Here is a 21,121-nt window from a genome sequence, read left to right as displayed (position 1 = left end):
CTTAATCCTTCGCCTCCACCTGCTTGGGATCCTTGGTGCGCACGCCCCAGATGATCAGACCAATGATGAAGAACGCACTCGGCGGCAGCAGCAGCAGGCCGTTGGGCACATACCAGCCACCATTGTTCACCAGCGGCAGCAGCTCGATGCCGAACCAGGTGCCGGAACCCAGGATCTCGCGCACGGTGGCCACGGTCAGCAGCACGGCGCCATAACCCAGACCGTTGCCGATACCGTCCAGGAAGGAGGGCAGCGGGGCACTCTTCATGGCGTAGGCTTCGGCACGACCCATCACGATACAGTTGGTGATGATGAGGCCGACGAACACCGACAGCTGCTTGGAGATGTCGTAGGCATACGCCTTGAGCACCTGGTCAACCACGATAACCAGCGAGGCAATCACCGCCATCTGGGCGATGATCCGCACGCTGTTAGGGATCTGGTTGCGGATCAGAGAGATGAACAGGTTGGAGAAGGCGGTGACCGCGGTAACGGCCAGCGTCATCACGAACGCCGTCTTCATCTGGCTGGTAACGGCCAGCGCGGAACAGACACCCAGCACCTGCAGTGCGATGGGGTTGTTGCCGAGCACAGGCGTCAACAGCAACTTTTTCATTTCGCTCTTGTCAGCCATTGTTGATTTCTCCTGCACGTACCTTGGCCAGGAAGGGACCGAAGCCCTTGGGGCCCATCCAGAAGTCGAAGGTGTGCTGTACACCATTACCGGTCAGGGTTGCACCAGACAGGCCGTCGATTTCATGCTCGGAACCAGCCGGAGCATGGCCCTTGATCACACGCAGCGCAGGCTGACCGTTCTGGTCGAACAGCTTCTTGCCGACGAACAGCTCGCGCCAGGCCGGGTTCTCGATCTCGCCACCCAGACCCGGGGTTTCACCGTGGTCATAGTAGGTGATGCCCTTGATGGTCTGACCGTCGGCCGCGACCGCTACGAAGGCGTACATGGTGGACCACAGGCCCTGGCCGTAGATCGGCAGGATGATGTTGTCGACCTTGCCTTCGGCATCTTTGGCGAAGAACACGGGAACCAGCTTGGAGATCTGACGCAGGCCGGCCTTGTCGTCGGCCGGAGCCAGGCGAATGCTCTTGGCCGGATCCTTGGCGGCAACCTTGGTGTCGAAGTTGTCGGCATCGCCGTCAACGAACTCACCGCTGGTCAGATCCACCAGACGCGCTTCAATCTTGTCGCCATAGAGCTGGGCCAGGTCACGCTTGGCCACGGCGCTGATGTCGACGCCGGCGACGGACAGGATGTTGCTTTGCTTGTCCAGTGCCTTGTTTTCCAGCTGGGCCGGACGCAGACCCACGGCAGCCACGGAGACCACGATGGAGCAGACCAGACACAGACCGGTCACTACGGCGAGAGTGCCGGTAGTAGAGTCTTTATTAAACGCCACGTGCGATCCTCCGCTTGATGTTCGCCTGTGCCACGAAATGGTCAAACAAGGGGGCAAACAGGTTGGCGAACAGAATGGCCAGCATCATGCCTTCCGGGAATGCAGGGTTCACTACCCGGATCAGCACCACCATCACGCCGATCAGGGCGCCATACCACCACTTGCCCTTGTTGGTGAAGGCAGCGGAAACGGGGTCGGTCGCCATGAAGGCCATGCCGAACGCGAAGCCACCCAACACCAGGTGCCAGTGCCACGGCATGCTGAACATGGGGTTGGTATCGGAACCGATGACGTTGAACAGCAGGGAGGTCGCGACCATGCCGACCATGACGCCAGCGATGATGCGCCAGGAGGCTATGCGCATGTAGACGATCATGGCTGCGCCGATGAGGATCATCAGGGTGGAAACTTCACCGATGGAACCGGGCAGGTTGCCAAGGAAGGCATCCATCCAGCTGATGGCTTCACCGGTGGCACCGTTGATCAGCGCCATCTGGCCGCCCTGGGCCCACTGGCTCAGTGCGGTTGCGCCGGAGAAGCCGTCAACGGCAACCCAGACCGCATCACCGGAGATTTGACCCGGGTAGGCGAAGAACAGGAAGGCACGACCCGCCAGCGCCGGGTTCAGGAAGTTTTTGCCGGTACCACCGAACACTTCCTTGGCCAGCACCACACCGAAGGTGATACCCAGGGCAGCTTGCCACAGGGGCAGCTCGGGCGGCACGATCAGGGCGAACAGGATGGAGGTCACGAAGAAGCCTTCGTTGATCTCGTGCTTGCGCACCATGGCGAACAACACTTCCCAGAAACCACCGACGATGAAGACGGTGATGTAAATCGGGAAGAAGTGCGCCGCACCGATCAGCATCTTGCTGCCGATGCCGGCGACGGCCGGATCCAGCGAGGCACCGAACAGGGTGGCCAGGGCGTATTGCCAGGAATCGGCACCGGCCGCGCTGCCCATGTGGGCGATGGCGGCGATGGACTGGTTGCCGACGTTGTACATGCCCCAGAACATGGCCGGGAACACAGCCAGCCACACCATGATCATCATGCGCTTCAGATCGATCGCATCACGGACATGGGCGGCATTGCGGGTCACGGAACCCGGGGTATAAAACAGGGTGTACGCCGCTTCGAACAGGGCATAGTACTTGGCGTACTTGCCACCCGGCTCGAAGTGATGTTCCATATTTTCAAGAAGTTGCTTGAAACTCATCGCTTAACCTTCCAGTTCGATCTTGGTCAGGCACTCACGCAAGACGGGGCCGTACTCTGTCTTGCCGGGGCAGACGAAGGTACAGAGCGCCAAATCTTCCTCATCCAGCTCCAGGCAGCCGAGCGCCTGCGCGCTGTCGGTGTCACCGGAGATCAGATCCCGCAGCAGCAGGGTCGGCAGGATGTCGAGCGGCATCACGCGCTCATAGTTGCCGATAGGCACCATGGAGCGATCACTACCGTTGGTGGTGGTAGTGAAGTTGATGAGTTTGCCCTTCATCAGGTGAGAGAGGGTGGTACGGGTGATGGAGAACTTGTTGGCACTGGGTTTGACCCAGCCCATGAACTCTTTCTCACGGCCTTCGCCCAGCACGCTCACCTGGTTGTGGAAGCGACCCAGGTAGTCATGGACCCCTTCGGCCTTGGCACCGCTCAGCAGGGAACCGGAGATGATGCGGTTTTCGTCCGCACGCAGCTCGTTGTTGGTCAGCTGGCTGAGGCTGGCACCCAGACGGGTACGCAGCAGACGCGGCTTGATGACGTTCGGGCCAGCCAGGGAGATCACCTTGTCGGTAAAGATCTGGCCGGTGGTGAACAGCTTGCCGTAAGCGATCACGTCCTGATAGTTGATGTGCCACTGCACCTTGTTGGCACCGACCGGATCCAGGAAGTGGATGTGGGTGCCCGGCAGACCGGCGGGATGCGGACCGACGAACACGGCTTCCTTGACCTGGGCCAGGGAGGAGTGCGGCAGGCTGGCTTCGCCCTTGCAGACGTGGACGGTACCATCGGTCAGGCGGGTCAGCACGGCCAGACCGTCGAGGAAGGCCTGGGCCTGTTCCTTGATGATCAGCTCCGCACTGGCGGCCAGCGGGTTGGTGTCCATGGCGGTGACGAAGATGGCGCGCGGGGTGGAGCCCACGGCCGGCACCTTGCTGAACGGGCGGGTACGCAGCGCGGTCCATTGGCCTGATGCGACCAGGATCTCCTGCACCTTGCTGCGCTCGAGCTGTGCCAGCTCGGCGGAGGCAAAATGCGCAAAGGTCACCTGCTCGTCGGACCCATCGATGTCGATGACGACGGACTGGAGAACACGCTTGGCACCACGGTTGATCTCAGAAACCACACCGGTGGCAGGGGCCGTGAATTTAACGCCGGGATTCTTCTTATCTTCGAAGAGCTCCTGACCTTTAATGACGCGATCACCTACTTTGACAAACATAGTAGGACGCATCCCCACGAACTCTTCGCCGAGTGTAGCAACACGGGTGATGGCCGGGCCATCGTAGATTACTTGCTCCGGAGCACCCAGCACGGGGATGTCCAGTCCTCTTTTAATTGTAATCATACTCACTTGCACTACCGTTAAGGGAAGACAGGTTGGTTAGCGCCGAGAAATACATCACGACGAGTTGTTGAATGAGCCCGTCAACATCGCGGAAAGCTGTCGAAGAAATAAACAAATCAGCAACATACAGGATCATTCAAAAGCGCCTGAGTTTACCACCTTAGGCGAGTTAGCCGCCACGCCAAATGGGGAAAATCCCCGCCCTATCACAAAATTAACCTTCACTGAATATTTCGCGCACGTCCTTGCAAACCGTGGTTTTAAAGGACTTTTCGCAAAACTAACCATATAGGGGTATTTTTCAGGCATGAGGAAAAGGATTAGAAAAAATAATGCTCCTCCCCCTCATCCCTGGCTGCACACCATTCGTGATAGCGCTGTTAATGGCCCGAGGAAGGCGCCATCAGAAGGTCCAACGGCTCACGCAAAGGGGGATTTGCTGACGCAACCCGGCGTCTTTGGCGCCTGCTCCCGGGCCTGCCACTCGGATTCGGTATAGGTATGCAGCGCCAATGCATGAATGGCTCCCGCCAGCTCGTCGGCCAGCACCCCGTTCACCTGACGATGGCGACCCAGCAAACGCTGTCCCTCAAACGCCTGGCTCACCACGACTACCTTGAAGTGGCTTTCGGAGCCCGGTGCCACCCTGTGCATGTAGCTTTCATTGATCACTTCCAGGTGGCTCGGGGAGAGCGCGGCGGCCAGCTTGGCCTCTATCTGTTGTTGCATGCTCACGGTAAGGACTCCTCGTTGAATATCCGGCCATTGTAGCCAGGGTTGTGCGCCCGATGCATCAGGTACGAAGGATCCGCTCGCTCTCGCCGCACCGGACTGGTGAATTTCTCCGCCGCCGCTAGAATAGCGCCACTTTCACCGCTGCCGGGCAACACTGGGCAGACGGTCGCCATTCATCAATCACACGTTGGACTCTTGCCTATGCAAACCCTGCTCGACACGGCCCACTGCCGCCTGACCCTGTATCGTTACCCGCGGCAGAGCCAGGATCCCCTGCAGGCCTGGGATGCGGCGGACGAGTACCTGATAAGCCACCTTGCCGAATCGCAGCAGGCACCTGACGGCCCCGTCATCATCATGAACGACGGCTTCGGCGCCCTGGCCGGCTATCTGCATGCCCACGCCCCCGTCTGCGTGACCGACTCCCACATCAGCGAGCGGGCCACCCTGACCAACCTGGCGGAAAACGGGCTGGATCCCCACGCCATCACCCTGCAGGATGCGCTGGCCCCCCTGCCCGATGCCCCCGCCCTGGTGGTGATCAAGGTCTCCAAGTATCAGGCGCTGCTGGAGCAGCAACTGCTTTCCCTGCGCGGGGTCGTGACCCCCGCGACCCGCATCATTGCTGCCGGCAAGGCCAAGGACATCCACACCTCCACCCTCAAGCTGTTCGAGAAGTATCTGGGGGAGACCCGCACCTCGCTCGCCTGGAAGAAGGCGCGCCTCATTCATTGCACCCCGGCCGCCGAGCGCCCGTCCCTGACCAGTCCCTTCCCGACCGTCTGGCCGCTGGAAGGCACCGACATGCTCATCCACAACCATGCCAACGTGTTCTCGCGCACCAGCCTGGATATCGGCGCCCGCTTCATGCTGGACAACCTGCCCATCCACAGTGCCCGCAGAGTGATCGATCTGGGATGTGGCAACGGCGTGCTCGGGCTCTCCCTGCTCGCGCGCGACAGCGAGGTGGAGGTGACCTTCATCGACGAATCCCGGATGGCGGTAGCGTCCGCACGGCTCAACGTCGAGCACAACCAGCCCGATGCCCTGCCCCGTGCCCACTTCATGGTCAACAACTGTCTCGATGACGTTCCCGTCGGGGCAGCGGACAGGATCCTCTGCAATCCCCCCTTCCATCAGTTGCAGGCGATCACCGATCACATCGCCTGGCAGATGTTCAGCGATGCCCACCGGGTGTTGCCTCAGGGGGGCGAACTCTGGATAGTAGGCAACCGTCATCTGGACTATCACAACAAACTCAAGCGCCTGTTTGGCAACGCACAAGTCGTTGCGTCGAACAGCAAATTCGTTATTTTGAAAGCCATCAAACGCTAAAGATAAAGCTAAAGGAAACCCATGATGAAAAAGTCACTCTTGCTGCTGGCTGCTCTGGTATTGGGCGGTTGTGCTACTCACTGGCCCGAGAGCGCCCTGCTCAACCCGCAAGTCATCCCCTCCAACCAGCAGTACTACTCCGGCAACCGCATCACCATGGAAGGGGTGGACAAGCGTGAAGCCGCCTATGTCTTCTCCATCAAGAAGAAAGAGAAGGCTCCTGTGCTGGTGAACAGCAGTCAGCCTCTCAACAGCCTGCTGGCTGAAAAACTGGCGGAAGGGCTGCGCAGCCAGGGCCTGGAAGTGGGCAACAGCGGCACCACCAACCTGACGCTGGCCATCTCCACTGCCGCCGTCACCGTGGAAGAGAAGACCTTCACCTATGTCACCAAGTCCCGCGTCAGCCTGCAGGTGATTGCCGACTTCCAGGGCAGCAAGCTGACCAAGCAGTTCAACATGTCCTCCAGCAAAGAGAGCCCGGGCGAGCCGAGCATGGCCGATCTGGAATCCACCCTGAACCAGCAACTGGGCAGCGTGCTGCAGCAGATCATGGCCGACGAGGCGCTGCGCGGTTATCTCAAGGGCCAGCCGAGCTGAGCGAGGACATATAAATGAAGAAACTCTGGTTACTGATCACCTTAATCGCCCCCCTGGCTTTTGCCGGTCAAAAAGTCCAGATGGAGACCAACCATGGCACCATCGTCGTGGAGCTGGCCCCCAAACAGGCACCCCAGACCGTGAAGAACTTCCTGCGCTACGTGGCAGACGGCAGCTATGACGGCAGCCTGTTCCACCGGGTGATCCAGAACTTCGTGGTGCAGGGTGGGGGCTACAACCAGCAGTTCCAGCCCCTGCCGACCTTCGATCCCGTGGTCAACGAGTCCAGAGGCGGCCTGCCCAACAAGCGCGGTACCATCGCCATGGCCCGCACCCAGGCGGTCGACAGCGCCACTCGCCAGTTCTATTTCAATCTGGTGGACAACGACAACCTCAACGCCAATGCCGGCGCCGGTTACACCGTGTTCGGCCAGGTTGTGAAGGGGATGGAGGTGCTGGACAAACTGGCCCAGGTCCAGACCGGCTACAGCTCCATCCTGCGTGCCAACGACGTCCCCACCAGCCCCATCATCCTGAAGAAAGTGGTGCTGCTCGCGGACAAATAACGCGGCCCGGATCACATTCCACCGCGTCCCTGAACGGGTCACCGGTCTCTTTTTCTATACTCTGCTCCCCGATGTGTGCCACGCATCGGGGAGCAGAACCAGAAGGAGGAGCCGGTGACCTGTCATGATTACATAACCCAACACGCCGACCCGCTGGCACAGGCGGTTCGCCATTTTCTGGCACGCAAGATTCCCTACCAGCAGCTGGAAGACTTGAGCTGGCAGCTCCTCTCCCATTGGCAGGCGCTCTGCGTGATCCCCATGGACAAAACCCCCGCCAACGCACAGGAAGGTGTGTTCTGGCATCTGCTTCACAGCCTGCACCTGTGGGATGAGCAGCGCCTCCTCTGTGATGACGCGCTGCGCCTGCAACTCATGGCCTGCGCCAATTTTCTCGCCGACGAGGGCCCCTGCCCGCACCACTGCATCGGCCCACGTCCCTGAAACCTGCCGCCCGCCACTCGGCTTGCCTTGGCTACGCCTGCCGAACCTGACAAAATGACCCCCTTTTCCCAGAGGAGTCAGGCTGTTGAACAATCTCCGCCCGCCCAGTCACACACCGGGCCGCGCCACCCGCTGGCGAGATGCCCTCGCCGTCTATCTGGAAGCGCGGGTACTCATCCTGTTCGCCATGGGATTCTCCTCCGGCCTGCCCTTGCTGCTGGTCTTTGGCACCCTCTCGTTCTGGCTGCGCGAGGCGGATGTCAGCCTGACCGACATCGGCTACATGAGCTGGGTAGCGCTGGCCTACGGTTTCAAGTGGCTGTGGTCGCCTCTGGTGGATCGGCTGCCCCTGCCCCTGCTGTCACGGCTGCTTGGGCGACGACGCAGCTGGATGCTGTTCTCCCAGGTGCTGATCGCCCTCTCCCTGGTGGGGATGGCCTATTGCGATCCCAAGACCCAGCTCGCCCAGCTGGCCCTCTTCGCCCTGCTGGTGGCTTTCTCCTCTGCCACCCAGGACATCGTCATCGATGCCTATCGCATCGAATCCGCTCCCGAGCGGCTGCAGGCGGCCATGGCCGCTTCTTATATGACGGGGTATCGACTCGCCATGATCATGGCGGGAGCGGGGGCGCTGGCGCTGGCGGCCTGGCTCGGCAGCAACAGCGGCTATGACTATCGCGGCTGGCAGCTCACCTATCTGCTGATGGGAGGGCTGATGTCTCTTGGCATCCTCACCACCCTGATGAGTCACGAGCCGCAGATCGATCTCAAGAGTCAGGACGAGCAGCAGATGGCGCGCAAGGCCACCCTGCTGGCACGGGGTTGGTCACCCACGCTGGCCGGGCTGGGGGCCTGGACCTACGAGGCCATCTGGTGTCCCTTCGCCGACTTCTTTCGCCGCTACGGCTCCTCGGCCCTGCTGATCCTCGGGCTTATCGCCTGCTATCGCATCTCGGACGTGGTGATGGGGGTGATGTCCAACAGCTTCTATGTGGATCTGCAGTTCAGCAAGACGGAAGTGGCCACCATCACCAAGGTCTATGGTGTCATCATGACGCTGGTGGGAGCCGCGCTCGGGGGCGTGCTGGTGATGCGCTTTGGCACCCTGCGCATCCTGTTCCTCGGCGCCGTGCTGACCGCCAGCACCAATCTGCTGTTCGCTCTCCTCAACGAAGTGGGCCACAACCTGGAGCTGCTGACTCTGATCATCTCGCTGGACAACCTCAGCGCCGGCATAGCGACGGCTGCGTTTGTAACCTATCTATCGAGCCTCACCAACGTCGCCTTCTCCGCCACCCAGTACGCCCTGTTCAGCTCCATCATGCTGTTGCTGCCCAAGTTGCTGGCGGGGTTTTCTGGTCGCGTGGTGGAGCAGATCGGCTACAGCCACTTCTTCATCGGCACCAGTCTGCTCGGCATTCCGGTGATGCTCCTGATCATCATGGTTGCCAAACGAGGCAGCACCTTGTCACCACAAACGCACAAATAGCAAGCGTTTGCGCATTTTAGGGGGTGATTAGATTCACAAATCCTGACAAAGTTCCCTGGTGCTTGTTTATCCGCTGAATTTATTTGGCTAGAATCCCTTCCGCTCCTTGTGGGCAGGCTACGGAAAACCTCAACTAACGCACAAGAGACCAATAAAATGGCCAAATTTACCAAGACTCTGATCGCTGCCGGTCTGCTGGCTGCCTCCGCCACTCCGGCACTGGCTGCCGATTACAGCGGCGACATCCACAAGAACGACTACAAGTGGTTCCAGTTCAACGTGATGCACACCATCGATCAGCTGCCCTACGCTGAGTCCGAAGGTGGTTACAACGATACCTACTTCGAAATGGAGTTTGGTGGCCGTTCCGGTATCTTCGATCTGTACGGTTACGTCGACGTTTTCGACATCTTCCAGAACCGTCACGACGACAAGCACAACCAGGACAACCTGTTCATCAAATTTGCACCGCGCATCTCCATCGATGCCATGACCGGCAAAGATCTCTCCTTCGGCCCGGTGCAGGAAGTCTACATCGCCAACCTGATCAACGTCGGTGGTCCGGATGGTCTGTTTGAAGCCATGACCGGTCTGGGTGCAGACGTCATGGTGCCCTGGTTCGGCAAAATGGGCATGAACCTGTATGCCCGTCACGTCAATGAAGGCGGTGGCGAGCAGGGCTGGAACGGCTATCAGTTCTCCATGAACTGGTTCAAGCCTTTCTACACCTTCTCCAACGGCAGCTTCGTAGCCTATCAGGGTTACCTGGATCACCTGTTTGATGCCAAGGACACTTCCACCGACGGTACCGCCATGTTCAACGGCCTGTACTGGCACTCCGACCGCTACGCCGTCGGTTACGGTCTGAAGTACTTCAACGACATCTATGGCATCCAGAACGGCTCCTACGGTCTGAAGACCACTGGTTTCGGCCACTACTTCTCCGTGACCTACAAGTTCTAATCGAACTCGTCACACGGACACAAAAAAACCGGAGCAGCTGCTCCGGTTTTTTTATGCCCTCATGCTGGCAGTGGGGGGAGAGCCGCGCCCTCCCCGTTCGCCATCAATCGCGGAAGTTCTGGAACTGCATCGGCTGGCCCAGTTCGGCGCCACGCACCAGCGCCATGGTCTCTTGCAGATCGTCGCGCTTCTTGCCGGTGACCCGCACCTCGTCGCCCTGGATGGCGGCCTGCACCTTGATCTTGGAATCCTTGATGAGCTTCACCAGCTTCTTGGCCACTTCCTTGTCGATCCCCTGCTTGAACTTCACGGTCAGGTGGAAACGCTTGCCGGAGTGGACGCTGTCACCCACGTCCATGGAACTGTTCTCGATCTGGCGCTTGAGCAGGGCGCCGCGCAGGATCTCGACCATCTGCTTGAGCTGGAAATCGGCGTCGGCTTCCAGCTTTACTTCTTCCTTGTTCAATTCGAAGCTGGCTTCCACACCACGAAAATCGAAACGGGTCGCCAGTTCACGGTTGGCGTTATCAACGGCGTTCAACACCTCGTTCATTTTGACTTCAGAGACAATATCGAATGACGGCATAGCCGGGCTCCTCATGCTGTACTTCAGGTTGTGCTGACAGGTGGGCAAATCTACCAGAAAACGGGCAAATTTGCTGATTTCGATGGGATTGCTCTGCTAGAATCCCCTGCGCACAGGAATGGTGAGACCCGTTAGAACCCGTTTAGGAGCGACCGCGAGAGGTCCGACACTCGGTGAAGTGCAGCCCAGGAACCCGTATGGTCATGCATACATGAGGCTCCCTGGCTGCGCATGAGCCTTGAGCACGACCCGACAGCCAGCTCATGCACCGGTTCCAGGTATTCACCAAGCGACATCTTCCCTTATCCCGGGTTGGCGGTTGACAGGATGGCAGCCCTTCCCATGATCGAGCCTCTTCATGCCAAGCGGATTACGCGACAACAACCTGAAAACACGCCGTCACCCTGTCTCTCCCGAGTGGACCTTGCTGGGCTGCGGCGCCCTGGGTGGCGTCTTCGCCTCCCTGTTGACCCAAAGCGGCCAAGCAACCCGCCTCCTGCTGCGCGAGCGCCATCGTGCTACCTTGCACCCCGGCGTCGACTTTACCTCCCTTGAGGGGCATACCCAGCTCTTGGCCATCGAACGCGCCTTCATCGACAAGCCGGGCAGCATCAAACGCCTGCTGGTGATGACCAAGGCGGGGCAGGTGATATCGGCCCTCACTCCCCTGATCGGGCAACTGGCGGCAGGAGTGCCTATCGTGCTGCTGCACAACGGCATGGGGATCGCCGATCAGGTGGTCGCACTCTTCCCCGACAATCCGGTGATCGCCGGCGTCACCAGCCATGGCGCCATGCAGAGCGGCCACTTCGTGTTCCGCCACACCGGCAAGGGGGAGACCTGGCTGGGCCCAATCAACGAAGCGGCCCGTGCCCATGCCCACCTCGCCGACGAGCTGGCCAGCGCCCTGGGTCAGGCCGGCTGGGATGAGCAGATCCTGACACGCCAGTGGCAGAAACTCGCCGTCAACTGCGCCATCAATCCCCTCACCGCGCTCTACAAGCTCAAGAACGGCGAATTGGCCGGTCCGCGTTTTGCCGATGCCCTGCAGCAAATCTGTGTGGAAGTGGCTGACGTCATGCGGGCCGAAGGTCAGTCTACCGGCAGCGAAGAGCTGCTACGCCGTGTCATGATGGTGGTGGAGCTCACCGCCGACAATTACTCTTCCATGTATCAAGACATGGAACAGGGCCGCGAGACCGAGATCGAGGCCATCACCGGCTTCCTGCTGAACAAGGCCGCCCTTCACGGTATCGCGGTGCCGGTCAATCAGGGCCTCTATCAGGCCGTCAAAGAGAAGCGCTGAGCAGAGCAGCTGGCAAGCAAGGAGTGCTAGATGAGCGTACTGGTATTGGTGGCCCCCGGGTCGGAAGAGATAGAGACGGTTGCCATCGTCGATACCCTGGTTCGGGGTGGCATCGATGTGGTGCTGGCCTCCTGTTGCCCCACCGGAGCGCGCCAGATCCGCGCCTCTCGCGGGGTGCAACTGGTGGCGGATTGCCATCTCGACGAGCTGACTACCCGTGACTTCGATGCCATGGTCGTACCGGGCGGTCTGCCCGGCAGCGAAGTGATCCGCGACACCCCCCTCGCCATCGACCTGCTACGGGAGCAGGCAGGCCTCGGCCGCTGGCGCGCCGCCATCTGTGCCGCACCCGCCGTGGTACTGCACCATCACGGCTTGCTGGGAGATGCGAGCATCACCTGCCACCCGGGCTTTCAGGCCCGTCTGCCCGCGACACAATTGAGCACGGCAAGGGTAGTGACCGATGAAGCCCATCGCCTGATCACCAGCCAGGGCCCAGGCACCGCCATCGAGTTCGCTCTCGAGATAGTACGGGTACTGCGAGGTGACGAGGCCGCCCGTACGGTGGCCAGTCCCATGGTGTTGCCCCCTTCGCTATCGCCATAACCACATCGGGCACTCCTATGAAAGCGGCAGAGCCCCCTTGTTTGGTCTATGTTGGCTGCTCTTGTGCTAGATAAAACAATCCGGGCTTCCCCGGCCTGGCACCGACTGTTAACATGTGCCCCTTATGCCTGTTATGTGCTCTGGGGTGGCCGTCACGCCGCCCTGACCCTGCCCTGTGCGGCCTCTGCCGCCTGACTCCGGTTATGCCGACCGGCCGGTTTACCCGGCCATCAACAGCCAATCCAACCCTGTGATCCCCGCCATTTCCCCTGATTTGCGGGCCTGTGGCCATGGATCCTCAACGAGCGAGAAAATCCCCATGCTGGAACGTGCAAGACAAGAGTGGTTCTCCAACATACGGGGCGATCTGCTGTCGGGCATCGTCGTCGCCCTGGCGCTGATCCCGGAGGCCATCGCCTTCTCCATCATTGCGGGCGTCGACCCCAAGGTCGGCCTCTATGCCTCCTTCTGCATCGCCGTGGTCATCGCCTTCGTCGGCGGTCGTCCCGGCATGATTTCCGCCGCCACCGGCGCCATGGCACTCCTGATGGTGACCCTGGTCAAGGAACATGGCCTGCAGTATCTGCTGGCAGCCACCCTGCTCACCGGCCTCTTCCAGATAGCGGCGGGCTACCTCAGGCTCGGCAGCCTGATGCGATTCGTCTCCCGCTCCGTGGTGACCGGCTTCGTCAACGCCCTGGCCATCCTTATCTTCATGGCCCAGCTGCCCGAGCTCACCAACGTCACCTGGCAGGTCTACGCCATGACCGCGGCCGGGCTTGGCATCATCTATCTGTTCCCGCTCGTTCCCGTGGTGGGCAAACTGCTCCCCTCCCCCCTGCTGTGCATCGTCATCCTGACGGCGGTGGCCATCACCCTGGGCATCGACATCCGTACCGTGGGCGACATGGGCGAGCTGCCCGATACCCTGCCGGTCTTCCTCTGGCCCGACGTGCCCCTCAATCTGGAGACCCTGGCCATCATCTTCCCCTATTCAGCGGGGCTGGCGGTGGTGGGACTGCTCGAGTCCATGATGACGGCAGCCATCGTCGACGAGATGACCGACACCCCAAGCGATCGCAACCGCGAGTGCAAGGGTCAGGGGATCGCCAACATCGGCGCCGGTCTGCTGGGAGGCATGGCGGGGTGCGCCATGATTGGCCAGTCCGTCATCAACATCAAATCCGGTGGCCGCGGCCGCCTCTCCACCTTCGTGGCGGGGACCCTGCTCATCCTGATGGTGGTCTTCATGGATGAGTGGATCCGTCAGATCCCCATGGCAGCCCTGGTGGCCGTGATGATCATGGTCTCCATCGGCACGTTTTCCTGGGAGTCGGTATGCAACCTGAAGAGCCACCCCCTCTCCACCAACCTGGTGATGGTGACCACCGTCGCCGTGGTGGTCGCGACCCACAACCTGGCACTCGGGGTCTTCGTGGGGGTGCTGCTCGCCTCTCTCTTCTTCGCCCACAAGGTTGCCCGCGTCATGCTGGTCAAGAGCGACAGCGAGCGCAGCGGCGCCGTGCGTACCTATCTGGTGCGGGGCCAGATCTTCTTTGCCAGCGCCGAGCAGTTCCTGGCCGGTTTCGATTTCAGGGAGGAAGTGGAGAAGGTGGTCATCGACCTGACGCACGCCCACTTCTGGGACATCACCGCCATCACGGCCCTCGACAAGGTGGTCATCAAGTTCCGCCGTGAGGGGAAAGAGGTGGCGGTCATCGGCCTGAACGACGCCAGTGCCACCCTGGTCGATCGCTTTGCCATCCACGACAAACGCCAGGAGGGAGAGCCCCTGCTGGCCGAGCATTGATCCCGGCGCGCCCCAAGAGGGCGCTGCCTGCAAGCCATAAAAAAGCCCGTCTCTCCCCATGAGATGGGCTTTTTTGGGCTGTTGGATCACAGTCAACACACGCGCCTCGGCGCGCCCATCCCGAGCCGATGCGGCAATGCGGGGTCATGACCTGCCGTCAGGGTGCAAGAGGGGCCAGGAAAGCAGGAACAGGGTGCCGCCCCGCCCGCCGGATTGGCAGACCGCACTGCCGCCGTGAGCCTCGGCAATGGCCTTGACCACGGCCAGCCCGAGCCCGCTACCGCCACTCTTGCGTGAGCGTGACGGATCCCCCCGGCGAAACGCCTCGAAGATATGGGCGGCGACCTCCTCGCTGATGCCGGGCCCTTCGTCTTCCACGCTCAGGATGCACTGGGTGCCCGAACGATGCAGGCGCACTGTCAGCATGCCCGGCACCCCATGCTTCTGGGCATTTTCCAGCAGCGCCATCAGGGCCTGACGGATGCGAAGAGCATCGCAACAGACCCAGAGTTCGGCATCGAGCTCCCGCTTGATAGTGAAACCGCTCGCGGCCAGGGGGGTGGCAAACGCCTCAAGCACCACGGCAAGCTCGTCGGCCAGCCTGATCGCCTCTCGTTGCAGCTCCAGGTGGCCGCTGTCGTTGAGACTGAGTACCCGCAAGTCTTCGATCAGGTGGGTCAATCCCTCCACCTGGCGCAGCAAGCCTTCAAAGAGCGCACGTTCTGGCGGAAATACCCCTTCGGCCAGCCCCTGCAAGCGGCCACGCAAGATGGTCACCGGGGTGCGCAATTCGTGGGCGATGGCGGCATTCCAGAACTCCCGCTCACGGGTCATGCTCTGCAGCCGTTCGGCCATGGTGTTGAAGTCCCGCACCAGTTGCGCCGTCTCCCCGATCGCCTGTTCATCCAGCGGCACGCGCGCATCGAGTTTGCCCTCTGCCACCTCGCGCAGGCTGTTCGCCACCGAATTGAGCGGAGTCAGGATGCGGCGAGAGAGGCGCACCGCCACGTACAGCGCCATCCCCAATGCAATGAGAATGGTCGAGCCAATCCAGATCATCTCGACCCTGGAGGGCATCCAGCTCTCAGAGATGCTGCCAGGCACATAGGTCACGGCAATGGCGTAGAACACATAGGTGCCGATCACCGCGAGGCAGATGATGCCGAGCGCCATCAGCCCCAGGGAGCGGATGATTTGCCTGCGCAGGCCGGGTGCCGATGTCACGCATCACCCCCGAAGCGATAGCCGACGCCCCAGACACTGGCGGGCACCCCCTGGATGCCCTGTGCCTCCAGCTTCTTGCGCAGCTTGCTGATGTGGCTGTCCACCGTGCGCTCCTGGGTATCCCCCTCCGGCAGGCAGTGGGTCAGCAGTTCGGCGCGGCTGAACACCCGCTTGGGTGCCCGCATCAGAGAGGCGAGCAACTTGAACTCGGTAAGGGTCAGATCCAGCACCTGCTGCCCCTCATCGCGGCAAATGCTGGCCTCGTGGCTCTCCAGATCGATCTGGAAGGGGCCGACCCGCAGCACCCGGGCCATGGTCTGCTTCGCAGCCTGGCTGCGTCTGAGCACCGCCTGTACCCGGGCCACCACTTCGGCCGGGTTGAAGGGTTTGACCACATAGTCATCCGCCCCCATGCGCAGCCCCATCAGCTTGTCGAGGTCCTGATCCAGGGCGGTCAGCATGATCACCGGCGTGTCGCCACGGGCCCGGATCTCGCTGAGCACCTGCCAGCCATCGAGCTGCGGCATCTGCACATCCAGCAACAGGAGATCGGGTTTGCATGTCTGGTGCATGGCCAGGGCTTCGCGGCCATCGACGGCATGCAGGGTGCGCAATCCGTGGCGTTGCAGGTAAGCGGCGAGGATGTCGGCTATCTCGGCTTCATCCTCTGCAATCAGTACCAGTGACTGGGCCGCCGGGTTGGCGGAAGCAGGAAGATACGACATGGTCGGACTCGAAAATGGTGGGCTTGAACTTTATCACCGCCTCCATGGATTCTCCACAAAGCCTCGAATCATTCGCAATAGCCCCTCTCCATAATACCCGTTCGATGTGCTCTCGCGGCAGCACCATGCCCGGGAGACGGTTTAACGAGGTGAGTATGATGTTTGTCAAACAGCGGTATGCGGGCACCCTGCTCGCCGTCATTGCCGTATTCGGATTGGCAGGTTGCGATGGGGCGTCGCAAGCGCAAGATGCGCCGACCCGTCCTCAGGTGTCGGTGATGACGCTGGCAGGTCAGGACCTGGTCATCAGCGAGGATCTGCCCGCCCGGGTGGCCGCGGTGCGAAGCGCCGAAATTCGGGCCCAGATTAGCGGCATCGTGCAGCGCCGCCTGTTCGAGCAGGGCGCCGAAATCGGCGCAGGCACCGTGCTGTTCCAGATAAATCCGGCCCCCTTCAAGGCGGATGTCGACAGCGCCGCCGCAGCATTGCAGCGCGCGGAGGCCGTGCTGGCCCGCGCCCGTATCCAGATTGACCGTCTGGTGCCGCTGCTGCGCACCGAGGCCATCAGCCGCCAGACCTATGACGATGCGGTCTCCCAGCGTGATCAGGCGGCCGCCGACGTGGCTCAGGCCAGGGCGACCCTGGCCCGGCACCAGCTGAACCTGCAATTTGCCAGCGTGGAAGCCCCCATCGCCGGGCGCATCGATCAGGCGCTGGTGAGTGAAGGGGCTCTGGTGTCCCCCACCGACGCCACCCCCATGGCCAGGATCCAGCAGATCGATCAGGTCTACGTCGATGTCCGTCAACCGGCCTCTGTGCTCGACACCCTGCGCCAGCAGGCTGGCTCGACGGCACCGGAACTGGCGGTGGACATCCTCGGCAGCGACGGCAAGCCGCTCGGCATGCAGGGGCACATCCTCTTCTCCGGCATCGAGGTGGATGCCGGTACCGGTGACGTACTGCTGCGGGTACTGGTGGACAACCCGGAGCGGCGGCTCTTGCCTGGCCTCTACGTACAGGCGCGCATTCCCCGTGCCCGCTATGCCAACGCCCTGAGCGTGCCTCAGCAGGCGGTGGTGCGCACATCGGGCCAGACCAGCGTGTGGGTGGTGGATGGCCAGGGGCAGGCACAACTGGTTCCGGTCAACACCGCTGAACTGGTGAATAGCCAGTACCGCATCACGTCCGGGCTCAACGCCGGACAGCGGGTGGTGATCGAGGGGATCGACCGCCTGACCCCGGGGACGCAAGTCATTGCCCATCCCTGGCAATCCCCCGCAGTCAGCCAGCAGGCTGACGCCGGTAACCGTTGAATCGGAGACATTTCATGCCGCAGTTTTTCATTCATCGCCCGGTGTTTGCCTGGGTGATCGCCCTCTTCATCGTGCTGGCGGGGGTCATCGCCATCCCCAAGCTGCCCATCTCCCGCTATCCCTCGGTGGCGCCGGTGTCGGTGACCCTCTATGCCACCTATCCGGGCGCCACGCCGCAGACCCTGAACGATGCGGTGGTGAGCCTTATCGAGCGCGAGCTGTCTGGGGTGAAGAACCTGCTCTACTTCGAGTCATCGGTAGATGCCTCCGGCAGCGCGCAGATCACCGCCACCTTCAAGCCGGGCACCGATCCGAAGCTGGCCCAGATGGATGTGCAAAACCGCATCAAGGCGGTCGAGCCTCGCTTGCCACAGGCGGTGCGGCAAACCGGCCTGCAGGTGGAGTCCGCCTCGTCCGGCTTTCTGATGATGGTCGGTATGACTTCACCGGATGGCCGCTTCGATGAGGTCGCGCTGAACGACTACATGGCGCGCAATATCGTGCAGGAGCTGCGCCGCATCGACGGCGTGGGACGGGTGCAACTGTTCGGCGCCGAGCAGGCCATGCGCATCTGGGTGGATCCGGGCAAGCTCGCCGCCTACGGGTTGACCATCAGCGAGGTGGCGCAGGCCATTGAGCAGCAGAACGTGCAGATTGCACCGGGGCGCCTCGGCGACGAACCCGCCCTGCCTGGCCAACGACTGACGGTTCCCCTCACGGTAGAGGGGCAACTGACCACTCCCGAGGCGTTCGCCGCCATCGTGCTGCGGGCCGGAAGTGATGGCGCCAAGCTGGTGCTGGGTGACGTGGCCCGGGTCGAGCTGGGGGCGCAATCCTACGCCTTTTCCAACCGCGAGAACGGGGTGGCTGCCACCAGCGCCGCCATCCAGCTCTCCCCCGGCGCCAACGCCGTGCGCACCGCCGATGCGGTACGCACTCGCCTTGCCCAGCTCTCGCCAACCCTACCGGCGGGCATGGCCTATTCGATCCCCTTTGACTCGGCCCCCTTCGTCAAGGTCTCCATCGACAAGGTGATCCACACCCTGCTGGAAGCCATGGTGCTGGTGTTCCTGGTGATGTTTCTCTTCCTGCAGAACCTGCGCTACACCCTGATCCCGGCCATCGTCGCCCCCATCGCCCTGCTTGGCACCTTCGCGGTGATGCTGCTGGCCGGCTTTTCCATCAACTCCCTGACCATGTTCGGCATGGTGCTGGCCATCGGCATCATCGTCGACGACGCCATCGTGGTGGTGGAGAACGTCGAGCGCCTGATGGCCACCCAGGGGCTATCGCCCCGAGAGGCGACATCGCGGGCCATGAAGGAGATCACCGGGGCGGTGATCGGCATCACTCTGGTGCTCACGGCGGTGTTCATCCCCATGGCGTTCGGCAGCGGCTCCGTGGGGGTCATCTACCAGCAGTTCACCCTGTCGATGGCGGTGTCGATCCTGATTTCCGCCTTCCTCGCCCTGACCCTGACGCCGGCGCTCTGCGCCACCCTGCTGCGTCCGGTCAGCCCGGATCACCATGAGAAGCGCGGTTTCTTCGGCGCCTTCAACCGGGGCGTCGAGCGGCTCACCACAGGCTACGGCGTTCGGGTCACCCGGCTGGTCGGGCGCAGCGGACGCGTGATGGCTACCTTCGCCGTCCTCTGCGCCGTGCTGGCCATTGCGGCCACCCAGCTGCCCTCCTCTTTCCTGCCGGACGAGGATCAGGGCTATTTCATGACCTCCATCCAGTTGCCGACCGGCGCCACCAGCGAGCGCACCCTGGCCGTCATCAAGGAGTTCGAGGCCCATGTGGCCTCTCGCGAGGCGCTCGACACCAATCTGGTGGTGCAAGGCTTCAGCTTCTCCGGCGCCGGCCCCAATGCGGCCATGGCCTTCACCATGCTCAAAGAGTGGGATCAGCGCCATGGTGCCACGGCTGCCGAGGAGGCTGAGCTGGCACAGGCCGCCATGGCCAACAGCAAGGAAGGCACCGTGATGAGCCTGCTGCCGCCCGCCATCGACGAACTGGGCACCTCTTCGGGTTTCACGCTCTTCCTGCAAGACAGGGCCAACCAGGGGGAGGCCGCGCTGCTGGCCGCCCAGGCGCAACTGCTGGCACTGGCGGCCCAAAGCGAAGTGGTGAGCGATGTCTATCCCGACAGCCTGCCCCCCGGCGAGAGCATTCACCTCGAGATCAACCGGCAGAAGGCCGAGGCCATGGGACTCTCGTTCACCAGCGTGAGCAGCACCCTGTCGGCGGCGATGGGATCGCTCTACATCAACGACTTTCCCAACGGCGGGCACATGCAGCAGGTCATCCTGCAGGCCGACGCGTCGGCGCGCATGCAGCTCGATGACGTACTCGGCCTGCGGGTGCGCAATGCCAGCGGCGGCATGGTGCCCCTGCGGGAGGTGGTGACGCCGACCTGGCGCCAGTCGCCGCAACAGATGATGCGCTTCGAGGGCTTCCCCGCCGTGCGTCTCTCCGGGAGTGCCGCCCCCGGGGTTTCCAGTGGCGCCGCGATGGCGGAAATGGATCGCCTGGTGGCGCAATTGCCGCCAGGCTTCGCCCTGGCCTGGACGGGACAGTCGTTGCAGGAGCGCCAGTCGGCGGCCGAGGCCCCCCTGCTGATGCTGCTGTCGGCGCTGGTGGTCTTCCTGGTGCTGGCCGCGCTCTACGAGAGCTGGTCCATTCCGCTCTCCGTGATGCTGGTGGTCCCCCTGGGCCTGCTCGGCGCCGTGGCGGCGGTGATGCTGCGCGGCATGCCCAACGACGTCTTCTTCAAGGTGGGCATGATCACCATCATCGGTCTGTCGGCCAAGAACGCCATCCTCATCGTGGAGTTTGCCCGCCAGTTGCACGGCGAAGGGCGCTCGCTGCTTGACGCTGCGGTGACCGCCGCCCGCCTGCGCCTGCGCCCCATCCTGATGACGTCGCTCGCCTTCACCCTCGGCGTGGTGCCGTTGATGCTTGCCAGTGGTGCCAGCGCGGAGACCCAGCATGCCATCGGCACCGGCGTGTTCGGCGGCATGATCAGTGGCACCCTGCTGGCCATCTTCTTCGTGCCGGTCTTTTTTGTCTTCGTCATCGGCACCCAGGCGCGCATTCAGGCCTGGAGGGCCAGACGAGCCACGTAGCGGAGAGCGTCATGATGTTGCCCCCTGATGTCTGGCGCTCGGCAATGCCGGCAGGGGGCTGCAGGGAGTGGCTCTCAGCCCTCACTTCCAGTGTCATCACGGGCGCTGTGGTGGCGGCCAAGGTGAGAAGGCATGGGCTGGCAGGAGAGCACGGGAGGCGGGATTATCGTCACTGGCGGCAGCAATCTAACGGCCCAGACAATGACAGCGTTCAGACAACAGAGGCCATCGAGACCGTGAAAGAGACAGGCTCGGCGTTCGAGCCAGACATCCACCGGACTGACGGGCAGCCTGGCCGTGCTCGTCCGCATCT

At 62.1% G+C, this 21,121-nt stretch carries 19 protein-coding genes; 11 read left to right on the top strand and 8 right to left on the bottom strand.

The window, feature by feature from the left end:
• Position 1: 1 nt before the first annotated feature.
• The 5 genes from ACNPAA_RS01850 to ACNPAA_RS01830 form a co-directional block, all read right to left on the bottom strand.
• Positions 2–634, bottom strand: coding sequence for an NADH:ubiquinone reductase (Na(+)-transporting) subunit D (locus tag ACNPAA_RS01850; RefSeq protein ID WP_005303545.1), 633 nt, complete (start codon positions 632–634; stop codon positions 2–4).
• Positions 627–1,415 carry a Na(+)-translocating NADH-quinone reductase subunit C gene (locus tag ACNPAA_RS01845; RefSeq protein ID WP_029313922.1) on the bottom strand — a complete coding sequence of 263 codons (789 nt, stop codon included), beginning with the start codon at positions 1,413–1,415 and terminating at the stop codon, positions 627–629. The genes ACNPAA_RS01850 and ACNPAA_RS01845 overlap by 8 nt, the downstream gene beginning before the upstream one ends.
• Entirely contained in the window at positions 1,405–2,634 is a 1,230-nt protein-coding gene (locus ACNPAA_RS01840) for an NADH:ubiquinone reductase (Na(+)-transporting) subunit B (protein ID WP_010673367.1), read from the bottom strand. The genes ACNPAA_RS01845 and ACNPAA_RS01840 overlap by 11 nt, the downstream gene beginning before the upstream one ends.
• A gap of 3 nt (positions 2,635–2,637) precedes the next feature.
• A complete protein-coding gene (locus tag ACNPAA_RS01835) occupies positions 2,638–3,981 on the bottom strand; it encodes a Na(+)-translocating NADH-quinone reductase subunit A (RefSeq protein WP_069785570.1) in 1,344 nt (447 codons plus the stop codon).
• Between the two features lie 420 nt (positions 3,982–4,401).
• Positions 4,402–4,710 (bottom strand): BolA family protein, encoded by a 309-nt coding sequence (locus ACNPAA_RS01830; RefSeq protein WP_010673364.1) that lies wholly within the window; start codon positions 4,708–4,710, stop codon positions 4,402–4,404.
• Between the two features lie 207 nt (positions 4,711–4,917).
• Here ACNPAA_RS01830 and ACNPAA_RS01825 point away from each other — a divergent pair, with 207 nt between their 5' ends.
• From ACNPAA_RS01825 to ACNPAA_RS01800, 6 genes are all read left to right on the top strand, one after another.
• Positions 4,918–6,051, top strand: coding sequence for a methyltransferase (locus tag ACNPAA_RS01825; protein ID WP_114523169.1), 1,134 nt, complete (start codon positions 4,918–4,920; stop codon positions 6,049–6,051).
• Between the two features lie 24 nt (positions 6,052–6,075).
• Complete coding sequence (locus tag ACNPAA_RS01820; RefSeq protein WP_010673362.1) at positions 6,076–6,648, top strand: YajG family lipoprotein; 573 nt, start codon at positions 6,076–6,078, stop codon at positions 6,646–6,648.
• Between the two features lie 14 nt (positions 6,649–6,662).
• On the top strand, positions 6,663–7,214 hold the full coding sequence (locus ACNPAA_RS01815; protein WP_041211273.1) for a peptidylprolyl isomerase: 552 nt from the start codon (positions 6,663–6,665) through the stop codon (positions 7,212–7,214).
• A gap of 114 nt (positions 7,215–7,328) precedes the next feature.
• Positions 7,329–7,658: a hypothetical protein gene (locus tag ACNPAA_RS01810; RefSeq protein ID WP_109421958.1), complete on the top strand. Its 330-nt coding sequence runs from the start codon at positions 7,329–7,331 to the stop codon at positions 7,656–7,658.
• A gap of 85 nt (positions 7,659–7,743) precedes the next feature.
• Complete coding sequence (locus ACNPAA_RS01805; protein WP_109421957.1) at positions 7,744–9,147, top strand: AmpG family muropeptide MFS transporter; 1,404 nt, start codon at positions 7,744–7,746, stop codon at positions 9,145–9,147.
• A gap of 156 nt (positions 9,148–9,303) precedes the next feature.
• Entirely contained in the window at positions 9,304–10,110 is an 807-nt protein-coding gene (locus ACNPAA_RS01800) for an outer membrane protein OmpK (RefSeq protein WP_010673358.1), read from the top strand.
• Positions 10,111–10,213: 103 nt separating this feature from the next.
• Here ACNPAA_RS01800 and ACNPAA_RS01795 read toward each other — a convergent pair whose 3' ends face one another.
• Entirely contained in the window at positions 10,214–10,696 is a 483-nt protein-coding gene (locus tag ACNPAA_RS01795) for a YajQ family cyclic di-GMP-binding protein (protein ID WP_010673357.1), read from the bottom strand.
• Positions 10,697–11,054: 358 nt separating this feature from the next.
• On the opposite strand from ACNPAA_RS01795, the gene ACNPAA_RS01790 reads away from it, so the two are divergent.
• The 3 genes from ACNPAA_RS01790 to ACNPAA_RS01780 all read left to right on the top strand — a co-directional run bounded on the left by ACNPAA_RS01790 (position 11,055) and on the right by ACNPAA_RS01780 (position 14,418).
• Positions 11,055–12,002 (top strand): ketopantoate reductase family protein, encoded by a 948-nt coding sequence (locus ACNPAA_RS01790; protein WP_114523167.1) that lies wholly within the window; start codon positions 11,055–11,057, stop codon positions 12,000–12,002.
• A gap of 30 nt (positions 12,003–12,032) precedes the next feature.
• On the top strand, positions 12,033–12,608 hold the full coding sequence (locus ACNPAA_RS01785) for a DJ-1 family glyoxalase III (RefSeq protein ID WP_114523166.1): 576 nt from the start codon (positions 12,033–12,035) through the stop codon (positions 12,606–12,608).
• A gap of 319 nt (positions 12,609–12,927) precedes the next feature.
• Positions 12,928–14,418 carry a SulP family inorganic anion transporter gene (locus ACNPAA_RS01780; RefSeq protein ID WP_417891539.1) on the top strand — a complete coding sequence of 497 codons (1,491 nt, stop codon included), beginning with the start codon at positions 12,928–12,930 and terminating at the stop codon, positions 14,416–14,418.
• Between the two features lie 144 nt (positions 14,419–14,562).
• Here the strand turns inward: ACNPAA_RS01780 and ACNPAA_RS01775 are convergent, their stop codons facing one another.
• Both ACNPAA_RS01775 and ACNPAA_RS01770 read right to left on the bottom strand, forming a co-directional pair.
• Entirely contained in the window at positions 14,563–15,642 is a 1,080-nt protein-coding gene (locus ACNPAA_RS01775) for an ATP-binding protein (protein ID WP_114523164.1), read from the bottom strand.
• Positions 15,639–16,367 carry a response regulator gene (locus ACNPAA_RS01770; RefSeq protein WP_119197810.1) on the bottom strand — a complete coding sequence of 243 codons (729 nt, stop codon included), beginning with the start codon at positions 16,365–16,367 and terminating at the stop codon, positions 15,639–15,641. Before ACNPAA_RS01770 ends, ACNPAA_RS01775 begins: the two co-directional genes overlap by 4 nt.
• A 155-nt stretch (positions 16,368–16,522) precedes the next feature.
• Between ACNPAA_RS01770 and ACNPAA_RS01765 the strand changes: the two genes are divergently transcribed.
• Together ACNPAA_RS01765 and ACNPAA_RS01760 are read left to right on the top strand one after the other, a co-directional pair.
• Complete coding sequence (locus ACNPAA_RS01765) at positions 16,523–17,680, top strand: efflux RND transporter periplasmic adaptor subunit (RefSeq protein WP_010673351.1); 1,158 nt, start codon at positions 16,523–16,525, stop codon at positions 17,678–17,680.
• 14 nt (positions 17,681–17,694) lie between these two features.
• A complete protein-coding gene (locus ACNPAA_RS01760) occupies positions 17,695–20,808 on the top strand; it encodes a multidrug efflux RND transporter permease subunit (protein ID WP_417891538.1) in 3,114 nt (1,037 codons plus the stop codon).
• The last annotated feature ends 313 nt before the right edge of the window (positions 20,809–21,121 follow it).

It is taken from the genome of Aeromonas sp. PS2Canimalfood6 (assembly GCF_048276795.1).
Classification (GTDB): Bacteria; Pseudomonadota; Gammaproteobacteria; order Enterobacterales; family Aeromonadaceae; genus Aeromonas; species Aeromonas caviae.
This window is presented reverse-complemented; position numbering and strand designations above follow the sequence as displayed.